Genomic DNA, 23,024 nt, shown 5'->3' with positions numbered 1-23,024 from the left:
CATGTCACCGATCATGCGCCGTCGTCTGGATGCATTCTGCCGTAACCGTCGTGGCTTCTGGTCATTGTGGATTTTTTTGGCGCTTTTTGTGATTTCTTTGGGTGCCGAGCTGATCGCCAACAACAAACCGATACTGGTGAGCTTTGAAGGCACTCTCTACAGTCCAATTCTGAAAACCTACTCCGAACTCGAGTTTGGAGGCGAATTCGATGCTCCGGCAGATTTTCGTGATCCATTCATTCAAAACCTGATTGAAGAAGCTGGTGGATGGATGCTCTGGCCAATCATTCGCTATAACTACCAGACTATCAACTACGACCTGCCCTCTCCCGCACCTTCTCCGCCTTCATGGGAGAACTGGCTGGGAACAGATGACCAGGCGCGTGATGTGATGGCCCGTGTGATCTATGGCTTCCGTATTTCAGTTCTGTTTGCACTGGTGCTGACACTCGCCAGCTCAGTCATTGGTGTCGCAGCAGGTGCTGTACAAGGCTATTATGGTGGCAAGGTTGATCTGCTGTTTCAGCGATTTATCGAAATCTGGTCTGGACTGCCAGTGCTTTTCCTTCTGATCATTCTGGCAAGCCTGGTGGAGCCTAATTTCTGGTGGCTACTCGGTATTATGCTGCTGTTCTCCTGGATGAACCTGGTCGATGTCGTACGGGCAGAGTTTTTGCGTGGACGCAATCTTGAGTATGTTCGTGCCGCACGGGCACTGGGGCTGAGCAACAGTACCATTATGTTCCGCCACGTACTGCCTAACGCCATGGTCGCGACCTTGACGTTTATGCCATTTATATTCAATGGATCGATTGTCACGCTGACGGCACTGGACTTTCTCGGATTTGGACTGCCGCCCGGATCACCATCTTTGGGAGAACTGGTGGCTCAGGGTAAAGAAAACCTGCACGCTCCCTGGCTGGGACTCTCGGCGTTCTTCACTCTGGCACTCATGCTGACGTTACTGATTTTTATTGGTGAAGCCGTACGTGATGCATTCGACCCCCGCAAAATCAACTGATTTTGCGGTCGGGTTACACTTTACGATAAGCTGGTTTCAGGCGGACATAGACGCGGCGTATCACCTTAGCAACCAAAGTGCCCTGCTGGTCGCGGATATAGACGACAAACTCCGGAAAATACTTGTCACCTTCAGCGGTCTGCTGACGTATCTCATGCAACTGTTCGTCTTCCAGGTGAAACTCAGCCGTCAGGCGCCCTACCCCTGGTGAGATAAAATCGATTTCTGCAGAGCTGTCCCAGATCAGATAGCGGTCAAACCCCAGGCAACCAAACAGCAACAAGGCATAAAAAGGATCCGTCATGGAAAACAGACTGCCGCCATACTGGGTACCGTTGACATTGCGTGTCCAGGGACGCCATTTAAGATCTACACGCGCGTAACGAAAGTCATTACTCAGCTCAACCAGGCGTATACCACTGAAAAACATCGGCGGCCACAGATTCATGGTCCAGCGAAACAGACGCGGATAACGGAAAAAGAAGGATCTCATGCAAGGGTCCTGACAGTCAAAACACCATGCTAGCACCCCAAGCAGAGGTCACGTATGACAAATCAGGTCAAAATAGCTGAGTAGAAAAGTCAATTTCAGGCAGTATTTCAAAACCCGGGCGTGCAAAGTAATAGCCCTGCATCAGTTCGACACCCAGGCTCCGGAAAAACTCGACTTCAGCGAGAGTTTCTATGCCTTCAGCCAATACGCGGATATTCAGCTCATTGCACATACCCACCAGATACTTGACGATAATCTGCTTGGTAGGGTTTTGGTCAACGTCACGCACCAGATCCATATCGATCTTGAGTACACGTGGCAAAAAATCTGCCAGCAGGTTTAACCCTGCATGGCCGGCTCCAAAATCATCCAGTGCTGTAATAAAGCCCTGTTGCTCGTAATGCTTGAAAATTTTTGTCAGATGTTGGCGATCATACACCCGCTCTGACTCAACAATCTCAAACATCAGGTTTTCAATGGGAAAACCTGTTTCACGTGCCGCCGCCAGCGTACTGCGGATACAGTGTGCAGGTTCATACACCGCATTTGGCAAAAAATTGATGCTGAGAACCTTGTTTAACCCCAGCTTGCTTGCCAGGTGGATCGCTTTAACACGGCAGGCCTGATCAAAAGCATAACGATTGGCATCGTTCACCTGGCTGAGTACACTCCAGGCCGACTCACCCGCCGGGCCACGAACCAGTGCTTCATAGCCAAATACCTGCCGGGACTGCAGATCAACAATTGGCTGAAACGCAAAACTGAACTCAAACTCCAGCGGCACATAACAAAAACCGCACCCCACCTGGGTAATTTCTTCGGGAAACTCTGTCGCCAAAACTCAGGCTCCTGTTCAAACAAAAACGGCCGAAGATACAATATCAGCATTCATTTATATCTTAGCACAGCACTTGCAAAACTGAACTAAACTTGAGAGGTTAACGTAAGTTAAGCAAATTATTACGCAATTTTCATGGAGTCTTCGTGGGTTTATTAAAACAAGGTCAATGGTTTGACGAATGGTATGACACAGAATCAAATGATGGAGAATTCATTCGCACAGATGCTCAGTTCAGACACTGGATCACGACAGATGGCGCTGCAGGCCCATCCGGTGACTCAGGTTTCAACGCTGAATCAGGTCGATATCACCTGTATGTGTCACTGGCCTGCCCCTGGGCCCACCGCACCCTGATTTTTCGTCAACTCAAGCAGCTCCAGCCACATATTACCCTGTCCATTGTGAACCCTTATATGGCCGAGCATGGCTGGACCTTCAAGCCCTCTGCAGGCAGCACGCATGATCATCTGTTTGGTTATGACTTTCTGCATCAACTCTACACGCATGCACAACCTGACTACAGTGGACGTGTGACGGTTCCGGTGCTGTACGACAAACAGCGTGATACGATCGTCAGCAATGAATCAGCAGAGATTATCCGCATGCTGAACTCGGCCTTTAATGACATTACCGGCAACCAGGAAAATTATCTGCCACCCAATCATCTGAAAGAGATCGATTCCATCAATGCCCGGATCCTGAAATATATTAACAACGGTGTTTACCGCGCAGGCTTCGCCACCCGGCAGGATGCCTATGAGGCGGCAGTCATTCCGCTCTTTGAGCTACTCGAAAGCCTTGAGGAACATCTGGCTACACAAAGATACCTGCTTGGAGCACAAGTCACGGAGGCAGATTGGCGTTTGTTTACAACACTGATTCGCTTTGACTCAGTCTATCATGGGCATTTCAAGTGCAATCTGAAGCGTATCGCAGACCTGCCCGCTTTACACGCCTATATGCGCGAACTCTACCAGTGGCCAGGCATTGCCGAAACCGTGGATTTTGCACAGATCAAAACCCACTACTATGCCAGCCACCAGATGATCAACCCGACACGCATTGTACCGGTCGGGCCAGAGCAGCATTTATGGCTGCCCCACGGGCGTGAGCAGTTACAGGGTTAACCGTTAATACGCTCCAGCGAGTCAGCCAGTTGATCAATTCGGGTTCGGGTTGCTTGGACCAGCCCGCCGATCTGGTCTGCTGACTCAGACGAGCGACTGGCCAACTCGCGCACCTCAGAAGCGACCACGGCAAATCCTCGACCAGCTTCTCCTGCCCGCGCTGCTTCAATTGCGGCATTCAATGCCAGCAGGTTAGTTTGCCCGGCGATACCGGAAATGCTGCCAACAATATCGCCAATCTGGTTGCCTACCTTCAAGAGCTCCTGCATGGCCTGTCGCGTTTCTTTCAACGCTATCTGACGATCCGTGATATCAACTCCGAATACCACATAGCGGGTTACTTTACCTTCAAAATCCTTTAACTCACAGACTCGCGCATCAAATGAGCGCTGCATACCCTGCTGATCACTAAAGGTTACAATCAGGCTTATCTGACCGCCCCGATCCAGCTCCACTTTGCTACCTTGTGCATGCAGCTGCTTCCATATGCTGTCTGAAGCCTGCTGGGCAGCCTCACGGCCACCTGCTTTTTGCAGAAACAGAGCATTCATATGTGCCAATTTACCATCAGGACTCCACTCAACAACCATCAAAGACTCGTTGATCAGACCGAGACGGTCCATCGAATCCTTGGCAGACTGCTTGATCGACGTAATATCGGCCTGCACAGACACAAAGCGGTCAAGTTGCCCTGTTGTATCAAATACCGGATTAATGGACATGGCTATCCAATAGGGTTTGCCATCCTTACGATAATTCAGAATCTCTTCATAAAAAGGCTCATGTCGTTTCAACCTGTCACGAATCCGGGCCACTGTGTCCGGATGCGTATCACGGCCCTGCAAAAATCTGCCAGGCACTTTCCCTCTCACCTCGGATAATGCATACCCCGTCATCTGCTCAAAGCCATTGTTAACATAGATGATCTCGCCCTTGTGATTGGTAATCACGACAGAATTACTGGTTTCATTGGCCACCAGAGAGAGCATCTCAATCTCTTCCCGACGGGACACCTCATCGGTCACATCCTTGACAAAAGCAGTGAACAGAATATCGGTACCCACAACGACTTTTGCCAGTGTAATCAGCCCCCAGCGTACCTCGCCGTCACGCGTATGAATGGGCAACTCAATCGGTTTGCCAATCAATCGATTGACACCTGTTTCACGATTTCGATTCACGTATTGGTCATGCTGACTACGATGCTCTGGCGCTACCAGCATTTTAATGTTTTGACCCAGCATCTCCTCACGAGTGAATCCCCACATTTTTTCTGCAGCAGGGTTCACGAAAATAATATTATTCTGACTATCGATAGTGATCACTCCATCATGTGCCTGATGCAGCACCTGTTCAACGACCGAACGCTCTTCTCGCTCTTTGCTGCAATCACGCGCAAAAGCCGTATAGTAGGTATGCTTTCCCATCCTGATTTCAGACAGCGTAAGATTGATCCAGGTTTTGGAGCCATCTTTGCGCTCAAGCTCCAACTCCCGAGACGAGCCGATGATACGATTTTCACCGGTTCTACGATGATGATTCACATACTCATCATGACCTGACTGATGCACTTTAGGTACAATAAAGCTGACATTTTTCCCAATGACTTCGGCCGATTTATAACCCCAGAGCTTCTCAGCCGCAGCATTAAAATACACAATACGATTGTTCTGATCGATAGTGACAACTGCTATAACGGTTTGATCCAGGGAGCGCGTTGACAGGTCTGACTGCTTAAACCACATATAAAATCCTATACCTCACGGCGTTAAATTCTGAATTGATCAACCTGATGCCGCAGCTGCTGAGCCAACTCTGACAGTTGTTGGCTCGCCAAGGATGTCTGCTCAGCGCCTTCGACAACCTCACCCACTGTTTTGACGACCTGATGAATATTTTCATTAATGTCATTGGCAACTGCCGTCTGCTCTTCTGTTGCAGATGAAATGTGCACATTCATATCGACAATCGCACCAACTGCACCACTGACTGTCTCAAACGTCTCGCCATTGATTTTCGCATTTTCGACGCCTTGCTGAGCGGCCTGATTCGACGCCTGCATCTGCTTCACGGCCTCTTTTGCGACAGATTGAAGTTTAGAAATACTGTCCTGAATACGCTCAGTTGACTGACGGGTACTGGCAGCCAGACTACGCACTTCATCAGCAACCACGGCAAAGCCCCTGCCGGCATCCCCTGCACGTGCCGCCTCAATGGCTGCATTCAGCGCTAACAGATTGGTTTGTTCGGCAATACTTTCTATGACATCCAGCACTTCCGAGATCTGCTCTGCCTGAGTATCCAGTTCAGCTATCCGATTGGCCGACTGGTGAATATTATGCGCCAGGGCTTCAATCATTTTGATGCTTTGACGTGTGCGCGTCAGCCCCTGACCGGCTGCTCATTAGCCTGATCCGCCGAGCTGGATGCACTTTGTGCATGGGTAGCAACTTCAGATATGGCTGCAGTCATCTGATTAATTGCTGTAGCAATCATGGTTGTCTGGTCTTCCTGATGACGAGCGCTGCCACTGACCTGCGTGCTGATAGCACTCATTTCTTCTGCTGCTGCGGCCAGCTGCTCACTGGCTGAAGCCAGATTATTAATGAGTTGCTGAAAATGACCTATCAACTGGTTGAACGCTTTGCCTAATACGGCAAACTCATCGCTGCCCTCTACCTGAGTACGCAGGGTCAAATCCGAATCACGACCAATAGCCGTAATCGTCTGAAGAATGCGGTTGATGGGGCCTTGAATGGAAGCCGAAATACGCCAGGCAATGAGGCCTGTCAGAATGACAGCCATAAAGCCCATCACTATAAACAGGTTACGGTCACGCATATACTGTCGCTCTGCTGCGTGGCGCAACTGTGACGCTTCGGTCAGCTGTAAATCAGTCAACGCATTGATCGCATCTGACAAGGGATCAAAGGCCTCAAACAAGCGAGTATTAAACTGTTTTGCATCCATGGAGCGCAGCTCACCACGGTCTGCCGACTGCAGAAGCTCTTGTATCAGCCTTTGAGCACTACCAAGGTGCTGATTGACAAGATTAGCCAAACGCTGCTCCTCAGCATCCATATAGGTTGTCATAAAACGTGCCCAGGCTTCAGTTCCCTGGCTGGATGCTGTATTCAGCTCTGCTCTCAATTGATCCTGAGTCAAGATCTCGGCCCGATATTTCTGAAATGCATCAACAACCGCAACCGCGTAGCTATCCGCAACAACCTTGAGATCGCGCAATGGTACAACCCGGTCATGATACAAAGAGTCCGTATTCAGACTTAGCTGACGCATATCCTTGATTGCAATAACATAGCTGACTGTCAGCACTAGAAGCGGGAAAAGGCTCAGCGCCATCAGGCGGGTATTAACCTTTAGTTGATTGAGCATTTCCAACTCCTTATTTAGACCTTGTTAAATTAAGTTTAATGTACAACAAACTTTAAACGAAGTAACGCTCGATTCAGATCACAATTGATGGATTATTTATTGTTACTAAAAGAGTTTCAGACTCTCTATAGAAGTGTATGAAACTAAAGAAATAGTTTTCACAGAGAATGAATGAGGACAGGTTTGACGATCTGCAAAATATAAAATGGCAAGCATCGCCTGATTACAGGATATGGATGCTTACCATTAACAGTGATGACTGCTGTGAAAAGCTACTTAACAGACTGACTTGCGCGGGTGAATCCCATCAGGGACATTTCCACAACCAAGGTCTGATCCGTATTGAATGGACGGAAGCCTACTTTGGCGACCTGCCCGGCTCGCATTGCGGATAAACGGGCATCATCCAGTGGAACAGCGACCAGGCACCCCTCCTGAATACAGGTCAGAAAAGGTGCTGTAAATTCCGCACCTTCATCGACCTGCATCACGATACCGGGTCGCAGATCTAACCCAAGTGGTAACAGCAATTGTAAAATCAACTGATTTTCCAGCTTACTGACCGTCGCGCGTAACAAGCGGGTATTCCCCTGCTCATTTTCCATATTCAACGTCTGCTGAATTTCACAGCGTTGCTGACCCTGAACCTCTGCGCAAATGCCCATCCAGTCCTGGTATTCTGTAGTTTCAGGTGCTTGCGCAAAGGCAACAGATGCCATTAAAAAAGGCGCTATTAGCGCTGAGCGAAGTGATATAGGTTTAATCATGATGACTCGCTGTGTAAGGTTGAACGCAAAAATAGGATAGTGACAGAAACAGTTGCGCTCTACCAGAACCTGTCAGAACCTCCCTGTTCATTCAGGCCCATCTCCTGTTACACATAACTCTTGAGGGGAAATAATTATGTTTTAACCTCAGTCTAATCATGGGCTGAATCAATGTCCTGAACAAAAAATGAATAATTTAGTATTTTTTTAAGTATTAATGCACCTGATCCTCATCAGACGGATGTTTCACTGCCCGAATCCCTTGCTTAAGCATAGCCAGGTTTTCTGTCCGCGATAAAGATGTCAGATGAGCATAGATCGGGGCCAAATAGTGCTGATGACGGATTTCCAGAAACAGTTCATCTGACAGGTTGGCAAATCGCTGTTCATTGATGACATAGCAACCTGTCACATTTTGGATTTTTTCACCAACCCGTACCTGCATATTGAGTGGCGAAAACAGATTGTGACTTTTCAGGAAACGACAAAAGGCCTCAGTCATTACTTCCATCTGTTGCAGCTCGCCCAGAAAGCGCTTGACCTGTTCAACCACCTCGGCTGGCTCACCTGAGTCGGAAAATAGTGGATTACCTTCTTGCTGACTGACCAACTCTGACTCCTCATCCACACAGACAGTAAAGATATCATCCTCGCCCAAGCGTGCCAGTGCGAATGGATAACGTCGTATGACTGCAGGGATATAAGCAGCTTGCCAGTGCCCATCTTCTGTTACAAACAGGTTTTCATTCTGTTCCAACCCCAAAAGTGCTGCCGGATAAAACTTGTCATGATGGGTATCTTCAATAAACACAATGGGGTAAATTGCGGACGCTCGTGCAAATTCATGTACCATCACAGCCGCCACATGAACGTTGGCAGCAAAGCGGAATCCATTGATTGGCTGGATACGTAATGACTGGTGATGCTCTTTATTCAGTGGAACCAGTTTCTTAAACATAAACAATTCTCAAGCGGGTTAGTTAAAATTACAGTGATTCAAGTGTGCAGCTTAGCCCTGCAGGAATTCGAGAGTCGGGATTTTCCAGAGATAAACGTACACGGAAGGTACTACTACCGGCATCAATGATCGGGTCAACCGTGATGACCTCTGCCTCATGAGTTGTTTGCAGATGCTGCAAATGTACCCGGTAACGATCGCCAGGTTTCAAGTAACCGAACTGATCCAGCGTCATGACGACTTCGACATATAAAGGATCAAGCTTTACCAAACGAAAAATCTGACTTTTCTGAATCAGATCTCCCACATCCGCATAGCGTTCAACAATGACTCCGGAGAAAGGGCTGACTACACGTCGTAACTTCAACTGCTCTTGCTGAACGGCTAACTCCAGCCGGGCCAGTTGCTGTTCGGTACGAATATCATCCACGTCTTGCGCCGGTATCAGGTTTCCAGATTGCAGTTCTTGAATGCGCTCGAGACGTCGACTGGCATAACTCTCTCGCGCACGCTGCATGGCAATCATTGCCAACTCGACAGAAAGGTCGAGTTCCGCGAGAATAGCGCCCTGTTCAACTTTATCTGCGCGATCTGCATTTACTTTCGCCAAGACCCCCTCGACCGGAACGCCCAGTTCCGCATCCAGGGAGGGCTCCAGCAAGCAACTCAGTACAGACAGTTCCAATGACTGAACTGGAGCACTGAACACCAGAGCGAAAAGCCAGGCAGTGAGCGGTATTTTTCTACAATACATGACTTACTCCATTTTACCGGTAAAGGATAATGACCGGCGCAAGTTAAACTCAGCTTTCAACAGCTTGGCTCGAATACGACGGTGCAAGCGCTCCAACATCCACTGTGCAGAGCGATAATAACTCCGTGCCAGAAACTGAACACAGGTATTATCCGGCAGTGTGCGCAGCAGTATGCGCAATAGACGATTCAGTCCAGGCAACCAGTTCACCACCAATTCATCTTCCAAGGATAATATTTCTTGCCAACTGCCGGGCTCTCCCTGACGGGCACAACGTCCAATAAGCTGGCGATCGATGCGCTGGTTGTCATGTAGCTCGGTAATCAGCACATGTAAACCTCCGAGCTCTGCCACACCAGGCTCCAGTTTGATATCCGTGCCTCTTCCCGCCATGTTGGTTGCTATTGTGACTCGTCCCCGCTGGCCTGCCTGAGCGATCACTTCCGCTTCGGTTTCATCCTGGCGGGCGTGTAAAAGTTGATGCTCAATACCCAGCTTCTGCAGACGTTTTGATACGATATCCGCTGTTAAAATTGAACGGGTGCCCACCAGCACCGGCTGACCTCGCTGTTGACATGCCAGAATACAGGCCTCAACAGCTTGCCATTTCTGCTCAGCATCCGCATAAGTCTTTCCGGGATACTGAAGCCGCCGACTGGGCCGGTGCGGAGGGATCCTGACCATTCGAAGGTTATACACTCGACTGATCTCTCCGGCGATTTCCTTACAGGTACCTGACATGCCTGAAAGCAGCAGAAACCGGCGAAAAAACAACTGAAAACTGATTTTAGCCAAGGTCACTCGTGGTGGCGTCAGCGTCACGCCCTCCTTCACCTCAATCAGCTGCTGCATCCCCTTTTCCCAGGAGCGATCAGGCATTACACGCCCAGTATGCTCATCAACAATCAATACCTTATCATCACGTACAATATAATGGATATCACACTGAAACCTGTGTAACGCGCTCAGGGCTTGCAACACCGCTTCTTCTCGTCGAAAACGATTGCACCACAAGCCTTCTGCATTTTCGGCCAGCCGGTCGAGTAATTGACGTCCTGCCAAGGTCAGATCTATCTGCTGACGATTTTCGCCAAACTGAAAATGGATTGGCTGTTGCAGCTGGCGTGCATAGCCAATGGACTGACTGTAAAAGACGTCCTCTTCAGCAGAGCCACCCTGAGATGAAATAATCAAAGGTGTGCGTGCTTCATCAATCAATATACTGTCTACCTCATCTACAATGGCAAACTGCAACCCCGGCAAAAGAACCTGTTGTTGCCAACGCCCCGTATACATATCAAGCAGCATTTTCAGTGGTGACACACGGTCTTCCAGTGCGATACGGTCTTTAAGGTAATCAAAGGTCAGGGTTTTACCGGTACAGTAGACAATATCGGCCTGATACGCCTGCCGACGTTCGGCCGGACTGGCATCTTCAAGTACCCAGGCGGTCCGCAAGCCTAGCCACTGATAAAGAGGCCGCATTTCGGTTGCATCACGTTGTGCAAGATAATCGTTCACAGTCACGACCTGCACCTGTCTGCCAGACAAGGCAGCAACGGCCGCCGCCAGTGTTGCCGTCAGAGTCTTGCCTTCGCCGGTATTCATCTCAATCAAAAAACCCTGTACCAGCGCATAGCCACCACGTATCTGTACATCATGATGTCTGAGTCCCAGCGTTAACTGAGACGCCACTCTGACGAGTGCAAACGCCTGTGCCAGATGAACTTGCTGTAAACCCTCACGGCGCAGACGCAAGCGCACATCACTTAGCGCCTGCTGTATTATGTCAGGTGCCAAGCCCTGAAGCCTGGCCTCCTGCAACGCAACAGCACGCACAAAAGCTATTTGCCGCGACTCACGCATATGGATCCAGCGCTGCAACAGACTGGCACAACGATCCCACACTCGCACCAGCCAGGGATCTTCGTGCCAGTCTGTTCGCTGTGGGTATTGAACGCTACGAGTCTGCAAGGCGTACATAGCATCAAATCCCGAAGCGACGAATAAAGAGTTCACGCAGAATACGGTACACCTGTTTCGCAGCAGGCTCATCACTGTGAGCAAAGCGCACATAGACTCGCCCGCCCAATGCCTGAACACTAAAATTCTCTGGCTGCAGGAGTTCCAGTTCGAAGATAAATACGGGATTCAATGTCTGAGGCCGGCTCCCTGGTACGGCATCCGGGCTTAACCCGATACGCCCGCCTCCCTGTAATGAAAGAGCCATACTTGGCAAATCGCGCGTTGCCGCTGGGACAGCACGCTGTATCCCCAACGGATGAAGTTGATGCACTGAGTCGACTGTGCGCATGCTGATGCTTACACTATCACGGCGAATACGGTCGACATCTGCCTGTTCAACAGCTACCAGCAGCGTGAAGCGAGCAGGATCCAGAACATAACCGATTACATCACCACGATAAAACCAGCGCCCCACAAAGTCGTCCGGAGATGCCATAACAAAGTCACCAGCATGAGGGCTGCGAATTTCAAAAGCAGCCATACGCTGTTCCAGTGTGAGGATACGCTGCTCTACATGTGAGCGCTCCTCCAGCAGGTTTTGGGCCAATACTCTGTCTGTTCCTCGTGCCAGCAGTAACTCAGCATCCAGTTCCATCAGGCGCGCGCGAGTTTCCTGCAGTTCTGCCGGTAATACCGGCTCATCACAATAGAGCAAGGACTCATGCGCCTCAACCAGACCTGGACGACGTAATAATTGCTGACCAAAGCAATCTGTTCTCGCACGCAGCTGTGATTGTTCAGGCATCCACACCACTCCCTCTACAAAGGTCGCTGAAGGCAAGGGCTGAAAGCCCAGCAGCCATACCAGCAATGCCAGTATTGAAGCACTGACCAGATACAGGCGCGGACGCTTTTCACTGATCAATGGATCATTCAAAGCAGTCTTAAGAGTACGACTTAACGGCATGATAATCATAAGAAAAAATGCGTAAGCAGCGAGTAACACACCAATTACAAAAAACTGTGACGCGACAAAAAGCAAAATCATACCGACAATAAACATACGGTAGATAAACGACAGCAAGGAAAAACTGATCAGCCAGCCTGACTCTCGAGGTGTCAGACGCGGTGGCTGTAGCCCGCGATCGAGACGCAAAAGATAGCGCTTGAGCAAATAACCCAGATACTGATTCGCCTTGTTACCCAGATTGGGAATTTCCAGCCAGTCACTGAGAATGTAGTAACCATCGAACCGCAACAATGGATTCAGGTTAAACAACAGAGTGACTACACCTGCCAGTATGACAACATCATGCAGGAAGACCCTGAGTAAACCGGGTTGTGTCCAGGTCCAGATCCAGAGTGCGATGCTGGCAACGAACAGCTCGATCATCATACCGGCTGCGCCAACCAGCATCCGCTGGTATTTGCTCTGAAAAGCGATTGCATGGCTGGCATCGACATAGGGAATCGGTACCATTACCAGAAACATCAACCCCATTTCATGGCATTGACCACCAAAAAGCTTAATGGCAATACCGTGCCCCAGCTCATGAATCGCCTTGAGCAGTGGAAACACCAGAATAAGGGTGAAGATATACTCCGGGGTAAATACCAGCCGGGTCAGATCGCCGGTGAGTTCAGACCAGTGTAACGCCGCCAGGCTGACGCCAAACACCAATGTAATCAGCCAGATCAACAGTAATAGTGGGCGCATCCACTGAGGTATACCACCAATCAGCCATTGCAGAAAACGATCCGGGTCAATCAATGGCACCCGCAACGCCAAAGGATTGGCGATATATTGCTTAAGCCGATTACGTCGCGCTTTTTCAGCACGCTCGGTCAGCTCTTCTATATCAGGAGTACGGTTACTGGTCAGCACACCAATCTGGTTCAGTTGAGTCATGAGCTGCAACACTTCGTCCTGACTGGGTGCATCATCCTGTAACTGCTCGACAGCCTGCTTCCAGATCTCATCTAAGGTTGACTGACCATCAACGCGGGACAATACAGCATAGGCAGCAGGGTTCAAACGCAGAAACTTGCCACTGGCCAGGTCCTGAACAACATGCCACCGCTGACCTCGATAGACATGACGAAATATACGGGTCTGGGTGCGCAAACGTGGAACCAGATCAGCCAAACGATACCAGGATGTCGAAAATAATGCTGACATTAGCGTCCCAACCACCGCCACCATTGCAGGCGTGTCCAGTCCACCAGTGTCCGCGTCCAGATCCAGATCAAACGCCGTTCGCTGACCTCAACTTTTGCAACCCCCTCCATGCCAGGCCGCATCGCCGGTAGCAGCTGGAAAATTTCAGCTTCTACCCGGAACAGATTTTTTCCATCTCGAGCCTCAGCAACAGGTGTGACTCGAATCACTTCGAAATCGATACGGGTTTCCGGAAAGGCTTTCAACACCAGCTGTCCCTGCTGCCCTTCACGTATGTGCGCCATATCAGTTTCGGACAGATCCAACACCAGACGGTATTCATCCAGTGGTGCCAGCTCAAACAGCACCTGCCCCTTGGTGACTGGCAAACCCAGGTCCTGGGACAGATCTCCTTGAGTAATCAGTGCGGTAAAGGGCGCACGAATCTGAGTACGACTTAGCAGTGTATTGGTCAGCGCCAGCTGAGCTTCAGCCTGTTCGACCTGAGCTGCAGCAACACGCGCCTGGGCCGTATCACGCTGGGCCTGGGATAGCCGCATTTGCCGCTCATATTGTGTCAGTTGGCTTTGCCAGCGCAGCTGCTCAAGACGCAGATCGCGATCATCCAGCTCAGCCAGTATTTCGCCTTCAGTCACTGTCTGGCCCGCACGATAATATGCGGTCATCACATAACCATCAAATGGAGCCGACAGGCTGCGGTTCATGGCACCTTCCAGTCGCGCATCGGCTGACAGGCGAAATGTGCCTTCGGCAATATAAAAAAATGCACTGACAGAAATGCATAACAGCAGCAGTAATTTGGTACCGAGATAGCGAGGTCCAAACAAACGCTTTCCAAGCTGTTTTGTCAGGCGTCCCAAATAACTTGGAAGAGATAACTCAGATTGACGCTTTTCCAGCAATATACGACCAAGCACACTGGCAATCGACTCAGCCAGCTCGGGCTGTCGATCATCAGGTGGACTCGACCACTCAAAGCAGATGGCGCCGTAGTTATCAGCATCCGTAATGAAGGGCACCGTCAATACAGTATGATTGCCCTGCTCGCGAATCAGTGCCTGGTGAGCCTGGAAGGTATCAAGGCCGGTTTGCTGTGCCGGCCAGAGTAAACTCTGCCCCTGATCAACGGCCTCATTCATGGCGCTTTCAATCGCCTGAACCAAATCAATACGGCGCGTGAACTCAGCGCTATTGGACAGAGTATGCATACGCACACTCTGTCCTGCAGCGAATCCCAACGAAATTCGATCACAGTTCAGATTGACAGCGGCCTGGGATAACACAGCCTGACAGGCATCCTGCAGAGAATGTCCACCGATTGACGACATCAGCAAGTCCAGCAGCAACATCAGGCGCTCACTAAGCTCGCTGTCACCCGCATGCTGGTAAGTCTCAGTACGCGTCAGAATCCAGCCCAGCCCCCATTGCAGCCATTGGCGCTGGGCAGCAGAAAGGCTTTTTGCAGACACACCGAATACACCCAGCAACGCACCACCCTGCTGAATCGGGACCACCCAGTAGGTAAGCGTATCACTGCGCTGGCTCAAAGGGCGACGCATCTGCATGACCTGTTCACACAGACGCATCAGTACCGCAGAACAGGGCGTATCCTCCGGGTGTGTAATCACCGGCCGGAAAGGCCCCTGATCAGCAGGTCCCAATACCAGCACGGCCTCTTCCAGGCTACTCAGCTCCTGCCGCAACAATGCCAACCAACGTATAAAAAAATCTGGCTCAGACGCCTGTTGCAGCTGTCTGAGCCAGTCGTTGGCTGATTCTGCTACGGTGATATCAGAGTTTGATTTCACCGAATCTGGTTTCATATTCTTTCAGACCCATTTCCAGCAATACCTTCAAACGCTTCGCCGCATGAGGTGTCAACAGAATACGATTGGAGAGTTTGACATTCACGTCTGTTTGCCCGGTTTGCCAGGCCTGATTGGAACCAAACAGCAACATGATCTCTTCACGTGTGCCCATCACATTACAAACATTGGAATAACTTGTTTGCATTTCACTGTCATCCCAGTGAATCTTGGGTTGAGCTGGCGTGTTTAACTCGTTTGTATCACTCATTCAATATCCCCTAGGGAGCTGTTAGATAGTCGTTATATCTGTCTCGTCTTCCGCTGCAACCACCTCAATCAGGATATCAACCCATTGAGGTTCACTGCTCTGCGGATGCTGCATCGCCAACCTGATCATCAAAGGCGACGGACTTTGTGGCAAACTGCCTACCAGACGCAAGGAAGGGCCCTTCCCAAGCAGTTGCAGTGTATCCGGTAATGGCGATCCGTCAATCAGTGCAACACCAACCAGCTCGGCATCACCCAGGATGCGCCCCAGCAGGGTCTGGAAAGGACTGTCAGCACTGACCTGCATAGCGACCGGTGCCACCAGAGTGCGCCCGCCTGTAGAATGGGAAGTCAGACTCGCATATCCTGCTTCAGCAGGTAAAACCGACAGGGTCATGCCATAGCTGGTAGCAGGATCAGATTTGATCACCTGCGCCATGGACACCCGCACCGGACTTGGCTGCAGATAGACGCCAGCATCGGTTAACGGATTACCACTGGTTGCATTATCCAGCCCAGGCAGACGCAGATACTGCTCAGGATCAGCTATCGGTGTACCCACCAGATAGCCGTTACCCGCCAGGGTCACACTACCCGGCTGCTGCACATCATAAGACGTGCTGAAGAAACTGAAATCCGGAACCAGTCCGGCCATACGCTCAGTAAAGCCGGTCACATTCCGGTCATAGATCAACCAGCCACCCTGGGTCTGAATTGCATTCGCGCCCTGTCCAGTCTGATTAAAGAACTGATTACCTGCCGACAGAATAACAGGTCGTGACGCGCTGGCATCAGCAATCACAGCCTGAGTCAGTCGTAAATCCTGCTGGGCACGTATCCAGACCTGATCAGCCTGGACACCATCTGTCAGCACCTGCCCCACTTCCAGGCTGCCCAGCCCGGCATACATCAGGCTACCACCGAGATCAGCCGCCAGGGTTGCTACCTGATTGGAGCTCTCTGGACGGAACAGGGTTGTAGAGGCGGTGTTCATCGCATTCTGCGGCTGAGTAAGCAGCGCATCACCAGAAGCGGACAGTTGCAACTGATTCGTGGTAATAGATCCGGCGCCCGCTGTACGAAGTATAGAGCCCTGCTCAACATCAAGCACAATGCGCCCAAGCTGGCGTGAGCCAGTCGACAGCTGCTGAGCCAGTTGCAGATCGCCAGCACCTTGGGTCTCCAGGGTAATATTTCCACCGGAGGTGCGAATACCATCCGTTTGCCCAAGGCTCTGATTGCCTCCCAGTGTGGTAATGACACGGTCAACACTGAAACCACCCTGATTGATCAGTTCAAACGCTGCGTTAGCGTGCGTCAGCTCCACCGCCACTCGGTTCAATTGATTATCCGCATGATTCAGCGAACTGCTTTGTTCAGCCAGCAGTCTCAGCGCATCTGCATGGATCGCAGCATGACTGGAATCTACTCCACCCTGCAGTGCTTGCAGTGTCACGACACCATCTGCCTGATCTGCTTGCAGCGATTGCAGCAACGTCAGATCACCTTCAACACTCTGCAGTGTGATATCCGTTCCTGCGCTGACCCCTAGCAGGCCCGATACACTGTCCACCTGCAGGCTGCCCAGGTTGGTATAACTGGTACCTGCTGCCGATTCAGCAGCCAGGGTTGTGACGCTGTTATACTGGTTTTCCAGACGCAGATCACCGGTTCGGGAAACCAGTTGCAGTCCTTGTGTCAAAATAGCACTGCCGCTGTCCAGCAACTGGCTGATACTGGCAGCTGCGAGCTTGACGATACCTGTAGCTGTAGTTGTACTGACGCCTGCATTGAGTGCCAATGCCTCATTCACATCCAGATCAATGAGACTGCCCGAACCTGCAGTCATACCCGCAATTGAGGCAATGCTTCTATCCAACAGGCTACCGGCGTTAACCGCACTGACCTGAGCAATCGCCAGATCACCACCTTGATGTGCAATAAACTGACTGCCAAGACTCTGCGACGCCAACTGAGCGGCACTGGCAATTTCAATTCGCTGGGTCTCGGTACCGATCTGAGCACCACTGCTCAGCAATACCTGACCCGCTGTTGCCAGCTCAGTCTGAGTGCCGCTCAGGGTATTGGTGCGGATAGCGCCTCCTGCAACCAGCTGTAAAGTGCCCGTTGCAGAGGTCAAGGTTGCACCATTGATTTCGATACTGCCGGTATCGGCTGTACGCAGATCGATATAGCCGCTGCCATTGGCATTCACCGCTGAAACAATACGAATATCGCCACCCTGAGTGGTCAGCGTGATATTGCCGTTTGCCTGTTGCGTGACCAGACCGGCCCGATCTGTGACCGTGCCACCCACCGTCTGTGCACTATTCAGAGCACTGGCCTGCCCTACTGTAATTGCATCCGCCCCAAGGCTGCGCAGCCATAGACTGCCGTTACCCGCAACCGCCGCCAGTGTATCCACACCCGACAGTTCAATCCGGTTCGCCTGTGTACCGATAGAGCCACCTGCCTGCAACATGACATTACCGGCAGTGCTTACTTCAGCTGTCGCATCAGTAGCCGACTGGGTGGTTATATTCTGGCCCGCCACCAGTTGCACTTGCCCCGTCGCACTGCTGACCGATGCCAGCTGACCCGTTTCCGGCGCAAATATCAGATTGGAGCCGGCACCACCGGCACGCAAATCAACAGAACCACTGCCCAGGGTGCTCACATCTCGCGCTACCGTCAGGGAACCACTCACAGTAGCCAGTGAGATATTACCGTTTTCAAGCGCTTGAATGCCCGCCTGCATCCCTCCTGAGATAAAGGTTTCTGTGAGGCCTGTAACACTGCCCAGCGTCATGGCCTGAGCATTAAAGACAGTAATATTTTCATCAGATGAATTAACTTTTGCTGATAAGGTACTGATTTGGTTTGTCTGATTTAACAGAGAAATACTACCCTGATCTGCCAGCAAGACAGCTCGCTGAGCCCGAAGCTGAGAACTGCTATCCACGGCTCCCTGTAGCAGATCACCGTCAGTCACCCGTATTGCCAGCGTCCCGCCACTGGCACCGGTCGCACCTCGCAAACCCTGTCGATCAGACAAGGTTGTATTCACTTGTCCTTCCAGACTGCTGGAAGCAGTGTCTGCCCGATACTGGGTAATGGAAACACCCTCAAGGGTCAGTGTTTGTGCGTTGTTAAACTCCAAACCGGCTGTACCGGTAAAGTGACCCGCCAGGGCTGCAACACGGTTATCACCATGTAATGCAGAAATACCTGTCGTCGCAGATAGCCACAGATTATCGGCTTCGATAATTGCATTGTTATCCTGAACAATACGTCCGCCACCCGTCACCAGACTGACCTTGCCACCCAGCACTGACACTGTTTCAGACTGACGCAGAGTACCCGTATCCAGCAGCAGCTCCAACTGGCGCCCACCTGTTAGAGTCATACCTGTCACTGTCTGTGCAGACGGTGTCGTCAGGACCGCGTTAGTCAGGTAGTCGATATCATCCAGCCAGGTCGATTGATTCTCAGTAATTCGGAGTGCCTGATTGTTACGCAGGGTAACATCACCGTCTACCTCGGCTGACAAACCTGCAATCTGGTTGCTGGCTGTAGCAATAAACTGACCCGCCCCGATCAGATTCAACTGATTGGCGGTGATCAGCCCCTTGGCCACTAATGCCCGCTTACCCAGAGCATCAGCGACCAGGGTTAACAGGCCATATTGGGTTGAGTTAGGCTGCCGCTGAACGGTCAGTGCCGAGTTGACCACCATGTTTGCCTGATAGTCAGTACCATGCGAACCACTCAAAAAGGTGACATCATCCCGGAAAGTGACAGGTGCATTTACCTGAATCTGCCCACTCAGATCGCTTCGGCCCAACGTAATGGCTTCAAAGCCACGGGTATCGCCACCTCCTGCGACCAGGTTTGCAGGTGCTGCAGTAAAGTTGATACGCAGGTTACTGCCAGAGATACTGACAGTTGCAGCCTCATGTCCGTTGAGTTGCTGAATAGCCGTCTGTACGCGATCACGTAGCTCTGTCAGGTTGGCGGTGAAATCAATCGCAACGGTTTCCTGCTCCCCCACCAGCAGGGTGAAATTCCCACCGGCATTACCCTGTATCGACAACTGCTGTACATTGGTAGAAATGTTACTTGCTGTAACGACGGGTCCTGGCAGGAATATGCCCACGGCGCTGCCATTAAACCAGTTTTCACCCAAATACAGTGTCCGGACACCATTCAGCTCAGGACGACTGCCCGCATTGCCCAGATGAATATTGGTGTCATCATGTTCCGGACGAATCACCAGATGGCCACTGCTGGATACCTGCAAACGCTGGTCAGAGGTATTCACCAACTGCATCGAATCCGCAACAAAGACAATATCACCACTGGCAGCACTGCGGTTCTGATCACGGCCAATATACATGGCATTGCCAGCAGCGAAGATACCATAGCTGTTTTCGCCCTGATCTGATGTCTTGCCGCCGGATGCACCCAGCAACAGGATATTGCCGGATTCAGAAATCACACTGGTATTCAGGTCTTCCATGCGAATACCGTGGTTTTCCTGAATAAAATTCTGGTTACCACCACCGCCACGCCCGGTGAGCTGAATATCACCTGAGACGGTACGCAGCAGCACACCTGATGACAACATCAAGCCGTTATAGCGTGTACCACCCGTTGGGTTCACCACAGCAGATGCATCACCATCAATGATCAGGTTGCCACTGGTAGTGGCCAGCAATGATCGTGCAGCACTGCCTTCACCAATAATCACGCCATCTTTGTTTCCGGCATTGGTCTGCGTCGATACACGTCCAGTCACCTGGATGTCATTACGGCCTGATTCGATACGTGTCGCGGCACCCGTGATACGCACCCCGGCACCTGCAGACAGCGCCAACGGCGCACGCCCACTGATATTGATTAAACCATCAGCATCAATGCCACGACTGTCCAGCTGGGCATTTTGCAGGAACACACCATCGGTACGGCTGTCACTGTCACCGGCAAAACCCACGGCAAACCCATCTGCATCAGCGTTATTGGCAACCTGCGCATGTGTTGAGTCACTGGCGCCACCCAGATAGATATCACCACCATTCGAGCGAATCACGGCTTCCTGCAGAATAACCGCACCGCCCTGTGCTGCGCTGGCCACAAAGGGGTTCAGAATGACATCCATCCCCTCTGCTCGATCGGTCACAATGCGTTGATCCAGCAGTTTAATGGAGCGGTCGGCGTTGATCACCAGTGACTCGGCGTCAGCCATACCACGAATATCAAAGGTATCCTGAACATAATCTGTATAACCGGTCACACCCGATACCGTACCGCCACGCACATTGATCACGGTATGAGCCGCCGTCAGTTGCAGCTCAGGCGTACCCAGGGTAGAAGCTGCCGTAATGACGGCACCTGAAGGTGACAGCAGATTGATCTCACTGGCATTCAGGGTAATTGTCTGAGGACCCAGAAAGTTTAACTGACGCAAGGCAGCCTGATCATTTCCACCGATGACATTACTGGCATCACTGCCCAATACAATGGCGCCAGCAGAGGTACCACGCGTATCCAGCGTCAGCGTCTGAGGACGCAGTGACTGATTCAGCGCCGCAACACTGTAGATATCACCCTCAACAATGATATTTCCACCCAAACCGGTAAACCCACCATCAGACTGACCCTGAGCACCCAGGGTAACGCTGGCATCACTGGCGGCGAGCAACAGATCCTGCTTGAACAGAATATCACCCGAGGTATAAGGTCCGACTCCGGTCACAGTACCGGTAATTTGCGTGCTGACCGGATTGGATGCGCCCATTTGTGCATCTTTCCAGAAAGTCACAGTACCGCCATTGGTGGCCAGGCGGCCATTGATAAAGGCAACACCGGTCGTCTGTGATGCCGTGCCAAAGTCGAGATGCAACCTTCCAGTGGTCGCCGATATATCAATGCCATTATTCAGGGTGATATTACCGCCTGCCTCAAAAGTCAGACGCGCATCACCGCCCGCGGTTTTGGAAATGCTGGCAGCAATGGTGATATTGTTCTCAGCCTGCAGCGTCACATTACCACCTGAGTTCAGGGTGTTCTGAATAGAGGTATTGCTGACATTCACATCACCCGCACCTGCGCCGTCCCACCCGACACCACCTGCAGAGACAACCGTAATATTGCTGGGGTCGAGCAACCATAATCCACCCGATCCCGATGGTGCAGAGACATCTACCTCTCCGCTAACGCCCAAAGCACCGCGGCTGGAGGTTTCCACGGCACCACCCTGCCCATCACCCGCGCCACGTGCAGAAATCACCCCGGCATGTGTCGTCAGTTCAGAAGACCAGAGCACAACCTGCCCGCCATCACCCTGCTGTGTTGCATCAGCACTGATACTGGCCCCGGAATCGATATGTACCTGACGCGCCTCGGCAATCGCGGCATCCTGCCCTTGCCAGCCGCCGCCCAGATATACCTCACCACCCGCATTGGCACCGCTGACATCCACATCACCCGTGACCTGCAGTCGATCACCCGTGGCACTGATGAAGCCTCCTGTCTGACCGGATTCCAGTCCGCTGGCCTCAATGCGACCAGCCAGGAGTACATCACCCTGCCCCCCGTCTATAACGATACGGCCATCATGTTTAGCAACTGAGCGAGCACGGATAATACCTGTCTGATTAACCGCTGCTGCCAGAGCTCCAGTAGCCTGATGGCTCTGAATAAGCACTTTGCCGCCATCCGCAACCAGTGCACCGCTGTTCTGGATAGCGGCTGTAGCTGTTTCTCCATCGACACGGATACCCACCAGTCCGCCAGCCGTCAGTTCAACGCGTGCCTGATCCCCGGCCAGCAAAGCCACCGTCCCCTCTGACGACTCAATCCGGCCAGTATTCGTTACCTGATCTGCTGCCAGTATGACGAAGCCACCCGTGCGTGTATGAATTTGTCCCTGGTTGATTACCTGGCCACCTGCGGAAAGATTATCCAGCTGCAGATTACCCTCAATAAAGTCCTGATCAGCTATATGCTGACCTGCCGCCATCAGTCCGCCAACATCCACGCGAGCAGACTGGCCAAACATAACTCCCGCCGGGTTGGTGATAATCACATTACCCTGTGCATTAATCTGCCCATGAATCTGACTGGGATCTCCCGATGTCACGCGGTTCAATACAGTTGCGTTAACATTTGGCTGATGAAAGTTGACAGTGGCCTGACTGCCGACATTGAAGCTGTTCCAGTGGGTAATCATGTTCTGCGTGTTCTGCTGAACATTCAGTACATTACCTGCCTGTGAGATAGCCCCCTGTCCATGTACGATCTGCCCGCCTGCTGGCAACTCATTAGCAGCCGGCGCAGCCCATGCAGCCAGGGGTGAAACAGCTGAAGCAATCAGCAGTGGCAACAACCGGGGAGTAAAGCTCCGAACCGAGGCGATCTGTTTAATGTTCTTTTTCATGGTCTATGCCTCT

At 51.4% G+C, this 23,024-nt stretch carries 15 protein-coding genes; 2 read left to right on the top strand and 13 right to left on the bottom strand.

The features are described from left to right. Position 1 precedes the first annotated feature (1 nt). The gene (locus ADINL_RS12480; protein WP_239644385.1) at positions 2-1,021 is read left to right on the top strand and encodes an ABC transporter permease; all 1,020 of its coding nucleotides are present in this window, start codon (positions 2-4) and stop codon (positions 1,019-1,021) included. Between the two features lie 13 nt (positions 1,022-1,034). On the opposite strand, the gene ADINL_RS12475 is transcribed toward ADINL_RS12480, so the two are convergent. Continuing rightward, positions 1,035-1,514 carry a DUF4442 domain-containing protein gene (locus ADINL_RS12475; protein ID WP_036548367.1) on the bottom strand — a complete coding sequence of 160 codons (480 nt, stop codon included), beginning with the start codon at positions 1,512-1,514 and terminating at the stop codon, positions 1,035-1,037. Positions 1,515-1,581: 67 nt separating this feature from the next. Further along, positions 1,582-2,352 (bottom strand): EAL domain-containing protein, encoded by a 771-nt coding sequence (locus tag ADINL_RS12470; protein WP_051632785.1) that lies wholly within the window; start codon positions 2,350-2,352, stop codon positions 1,582-1,584. 146 nt (positions 2,353-2,498) lie between these two features. Between ADINL_RS12470 and ADINL_RS12465 the strand changes: the two genes are divergently transcribed. Beyond that, positions 2,499-3,482 carry a glutathione S-transferase family protein gene (locus ADINL_RS12465; RefSeq protein WP_036548363.1) on the top strand — a complete coding sequence of 328 codons (984 nt, stop codon included), beginning with the start codon at positions 2,499-2,501 and terminating at the stop codon, positions 3,480-3,482. Here the strand turns inward: ADINL_RS12465 and ADINL_RS16805 are convergent. The 11 genes from ADINL_RS16805 to ADINL_RS12415 form a co-directional block, all read right to left on the bottom strand. Beyond that, entirely contained in the window at positions 3,479-5,227 is a 1,749-nt protein-coding gene (locus ADINL_RS16805; protein ID WP_036548361.1) for a PAS domain S-box protein, read from the bottom strand. The two genes, ADINL_RS12465 and ADINL_RS16805, sit on opposite strands and share 4 nt — an antisense overlap. 23 nt (positions 5,228-5,250) lie before the next feature. Further along, on the bottom strand, positions 5,251-5,841 hold the full coding sequence (locus tag ADINL_RS16055) for a methyl-accepting chemotaxis protein (protein WP_051632784.1): 591 nt from the start codon (positions 5,839-5,841) through the stop codon (positions 5,251-5,253). A gap of 23 nt (positions 5,842-5,864) precedes the next feature. After that, complete coding sequence (locus tag ADINL_RS16050; RefSeq protein WP_051632783.1) at positions 5,865-6,875, bottom strand: methyl-accepting chemotaxis protein; 1,011 nt, start codon at positions 6,873-6,875, stop codon at positions 5,865-5,867. Positions 6,876-7,147: 272 nt separating this feature from the next. After that, positions 7,148-7,642, bottom strand: coding sequence for an invasion associated locus B family protein (locus tag ADINL_RS12450; RefSeq protein WP_084154507.1), 495 nt, complete (start codon positions 7,640-7,642; stop codon positions 7,148-7,150). Between the two features lie 214 nt (positions 7,643-7,856). Then, on the bottom strand, positions 7,857-8,600 hold the full coding sequence (locus ADINL_RS12445; RefSeq protein ID WP_036548357.1) for a SapC family protein: 744 nt from the start codon (positions 8,598-8,600) through the stop codon (positions 7,857-7,859). A gap of 28 nt (positions 8,601-8,628) precedes the next feature. After that, the gene (locus ADINL_RS12440; RefSeq protein WP_051632781.1) at positions 8,629-9,354 is read right to left on the bottom strand and encodes an efflux RND transporter periplasmic adaptor subunit; all 726 of its coding nucleotides are present in this window, start codon (positions 9,352-9,354) and stop codon (positions 8,629-8,631) included. Positions 9,355-9,357: 3 nt separating this feature from the next. Beyond that, on the bottom strand, positions 9,358-11,337 hold the full coding sequence (locus tag ADINL_RS12435; RefSeq protein WP_036548353.1) for a preprotein translocase subunit SecA: 1,980 nt from the start codon (positions 11,335-11,337) through the stop codon (positions 9,358-9,360). Between the two features lie 4 nt (positions 11,338-11,341). Beyond that, on the bottom strand, positions 11,342-13,498 hold the full coding sequence (locus tag ADINL_RS12430) for a PqqD family peptide modification chaperone (RefSeq protein ID WP_036548350.1): 2,157 nt from the start codon (positions 13,496-13,498) through the stop codon (positions 11,342-11,344). After that, positions 13,498-15,306 carry an efflux RND transporter periplasmic adaptor subunit gene (locus tag ADINL_RS12425; protein WP_051632779.1) on the bottom strand — a complete coding sequence of 603 codons (1,809 nt, stop codon included), beginning with the start codon at positions 15,304-15,306 and terminating at the stop codon, positions 13,498-13,500. Before ADINL_RS12425 ends, ADINL_RS12430 begins: the two co-directional genes overlap by 1 nt. Beyond that, positions 15,290-15,574 (bottom strand): DUF3467 domain-containing protein, encoded by a 285-nt coding sequence (locus tag ADINL_RS12420; protein ID WP_036548347.1) that lies wholly within the window; start codon positions 15,572-15,574, stop codon positions 15,290-15,292. Before ADINL_RS12420 ends, ADINL_RS12425 begins: the two co-directional genes overlap by 17 nt. A 21-nt stretch (positions 15,575-15,595) precedes the next feature. Then, entirely contained in the window at positions 15,596-23,011 is a 7,416-nt protein-coding gene (locus ADINL_RS12415; RefSeq protein ID WP_036548344.1) for a filamentous hemagglutinin N-terminal domain-containing protein, read from the bottom strand. Between the last annotated feature and the right edge of the window lie 13 nt (positions 23,012-23,024).

It is taken from the genome of Nitrincola lacisaponensis, assembly GCF_000691225.1.
Taxonomy (GTDB): domain Bacteria; phylum Pseudomonadota; class Gammaproteobacteria; order Pseudomonadales; family Balneatricaceae; genus Nitrincola; species Nitrincola lacisaponensis.
Note: the sequence above shows the minus strand (reverse complement) of the source record. Positions and strands in the feature narration are given on the sequence as shown.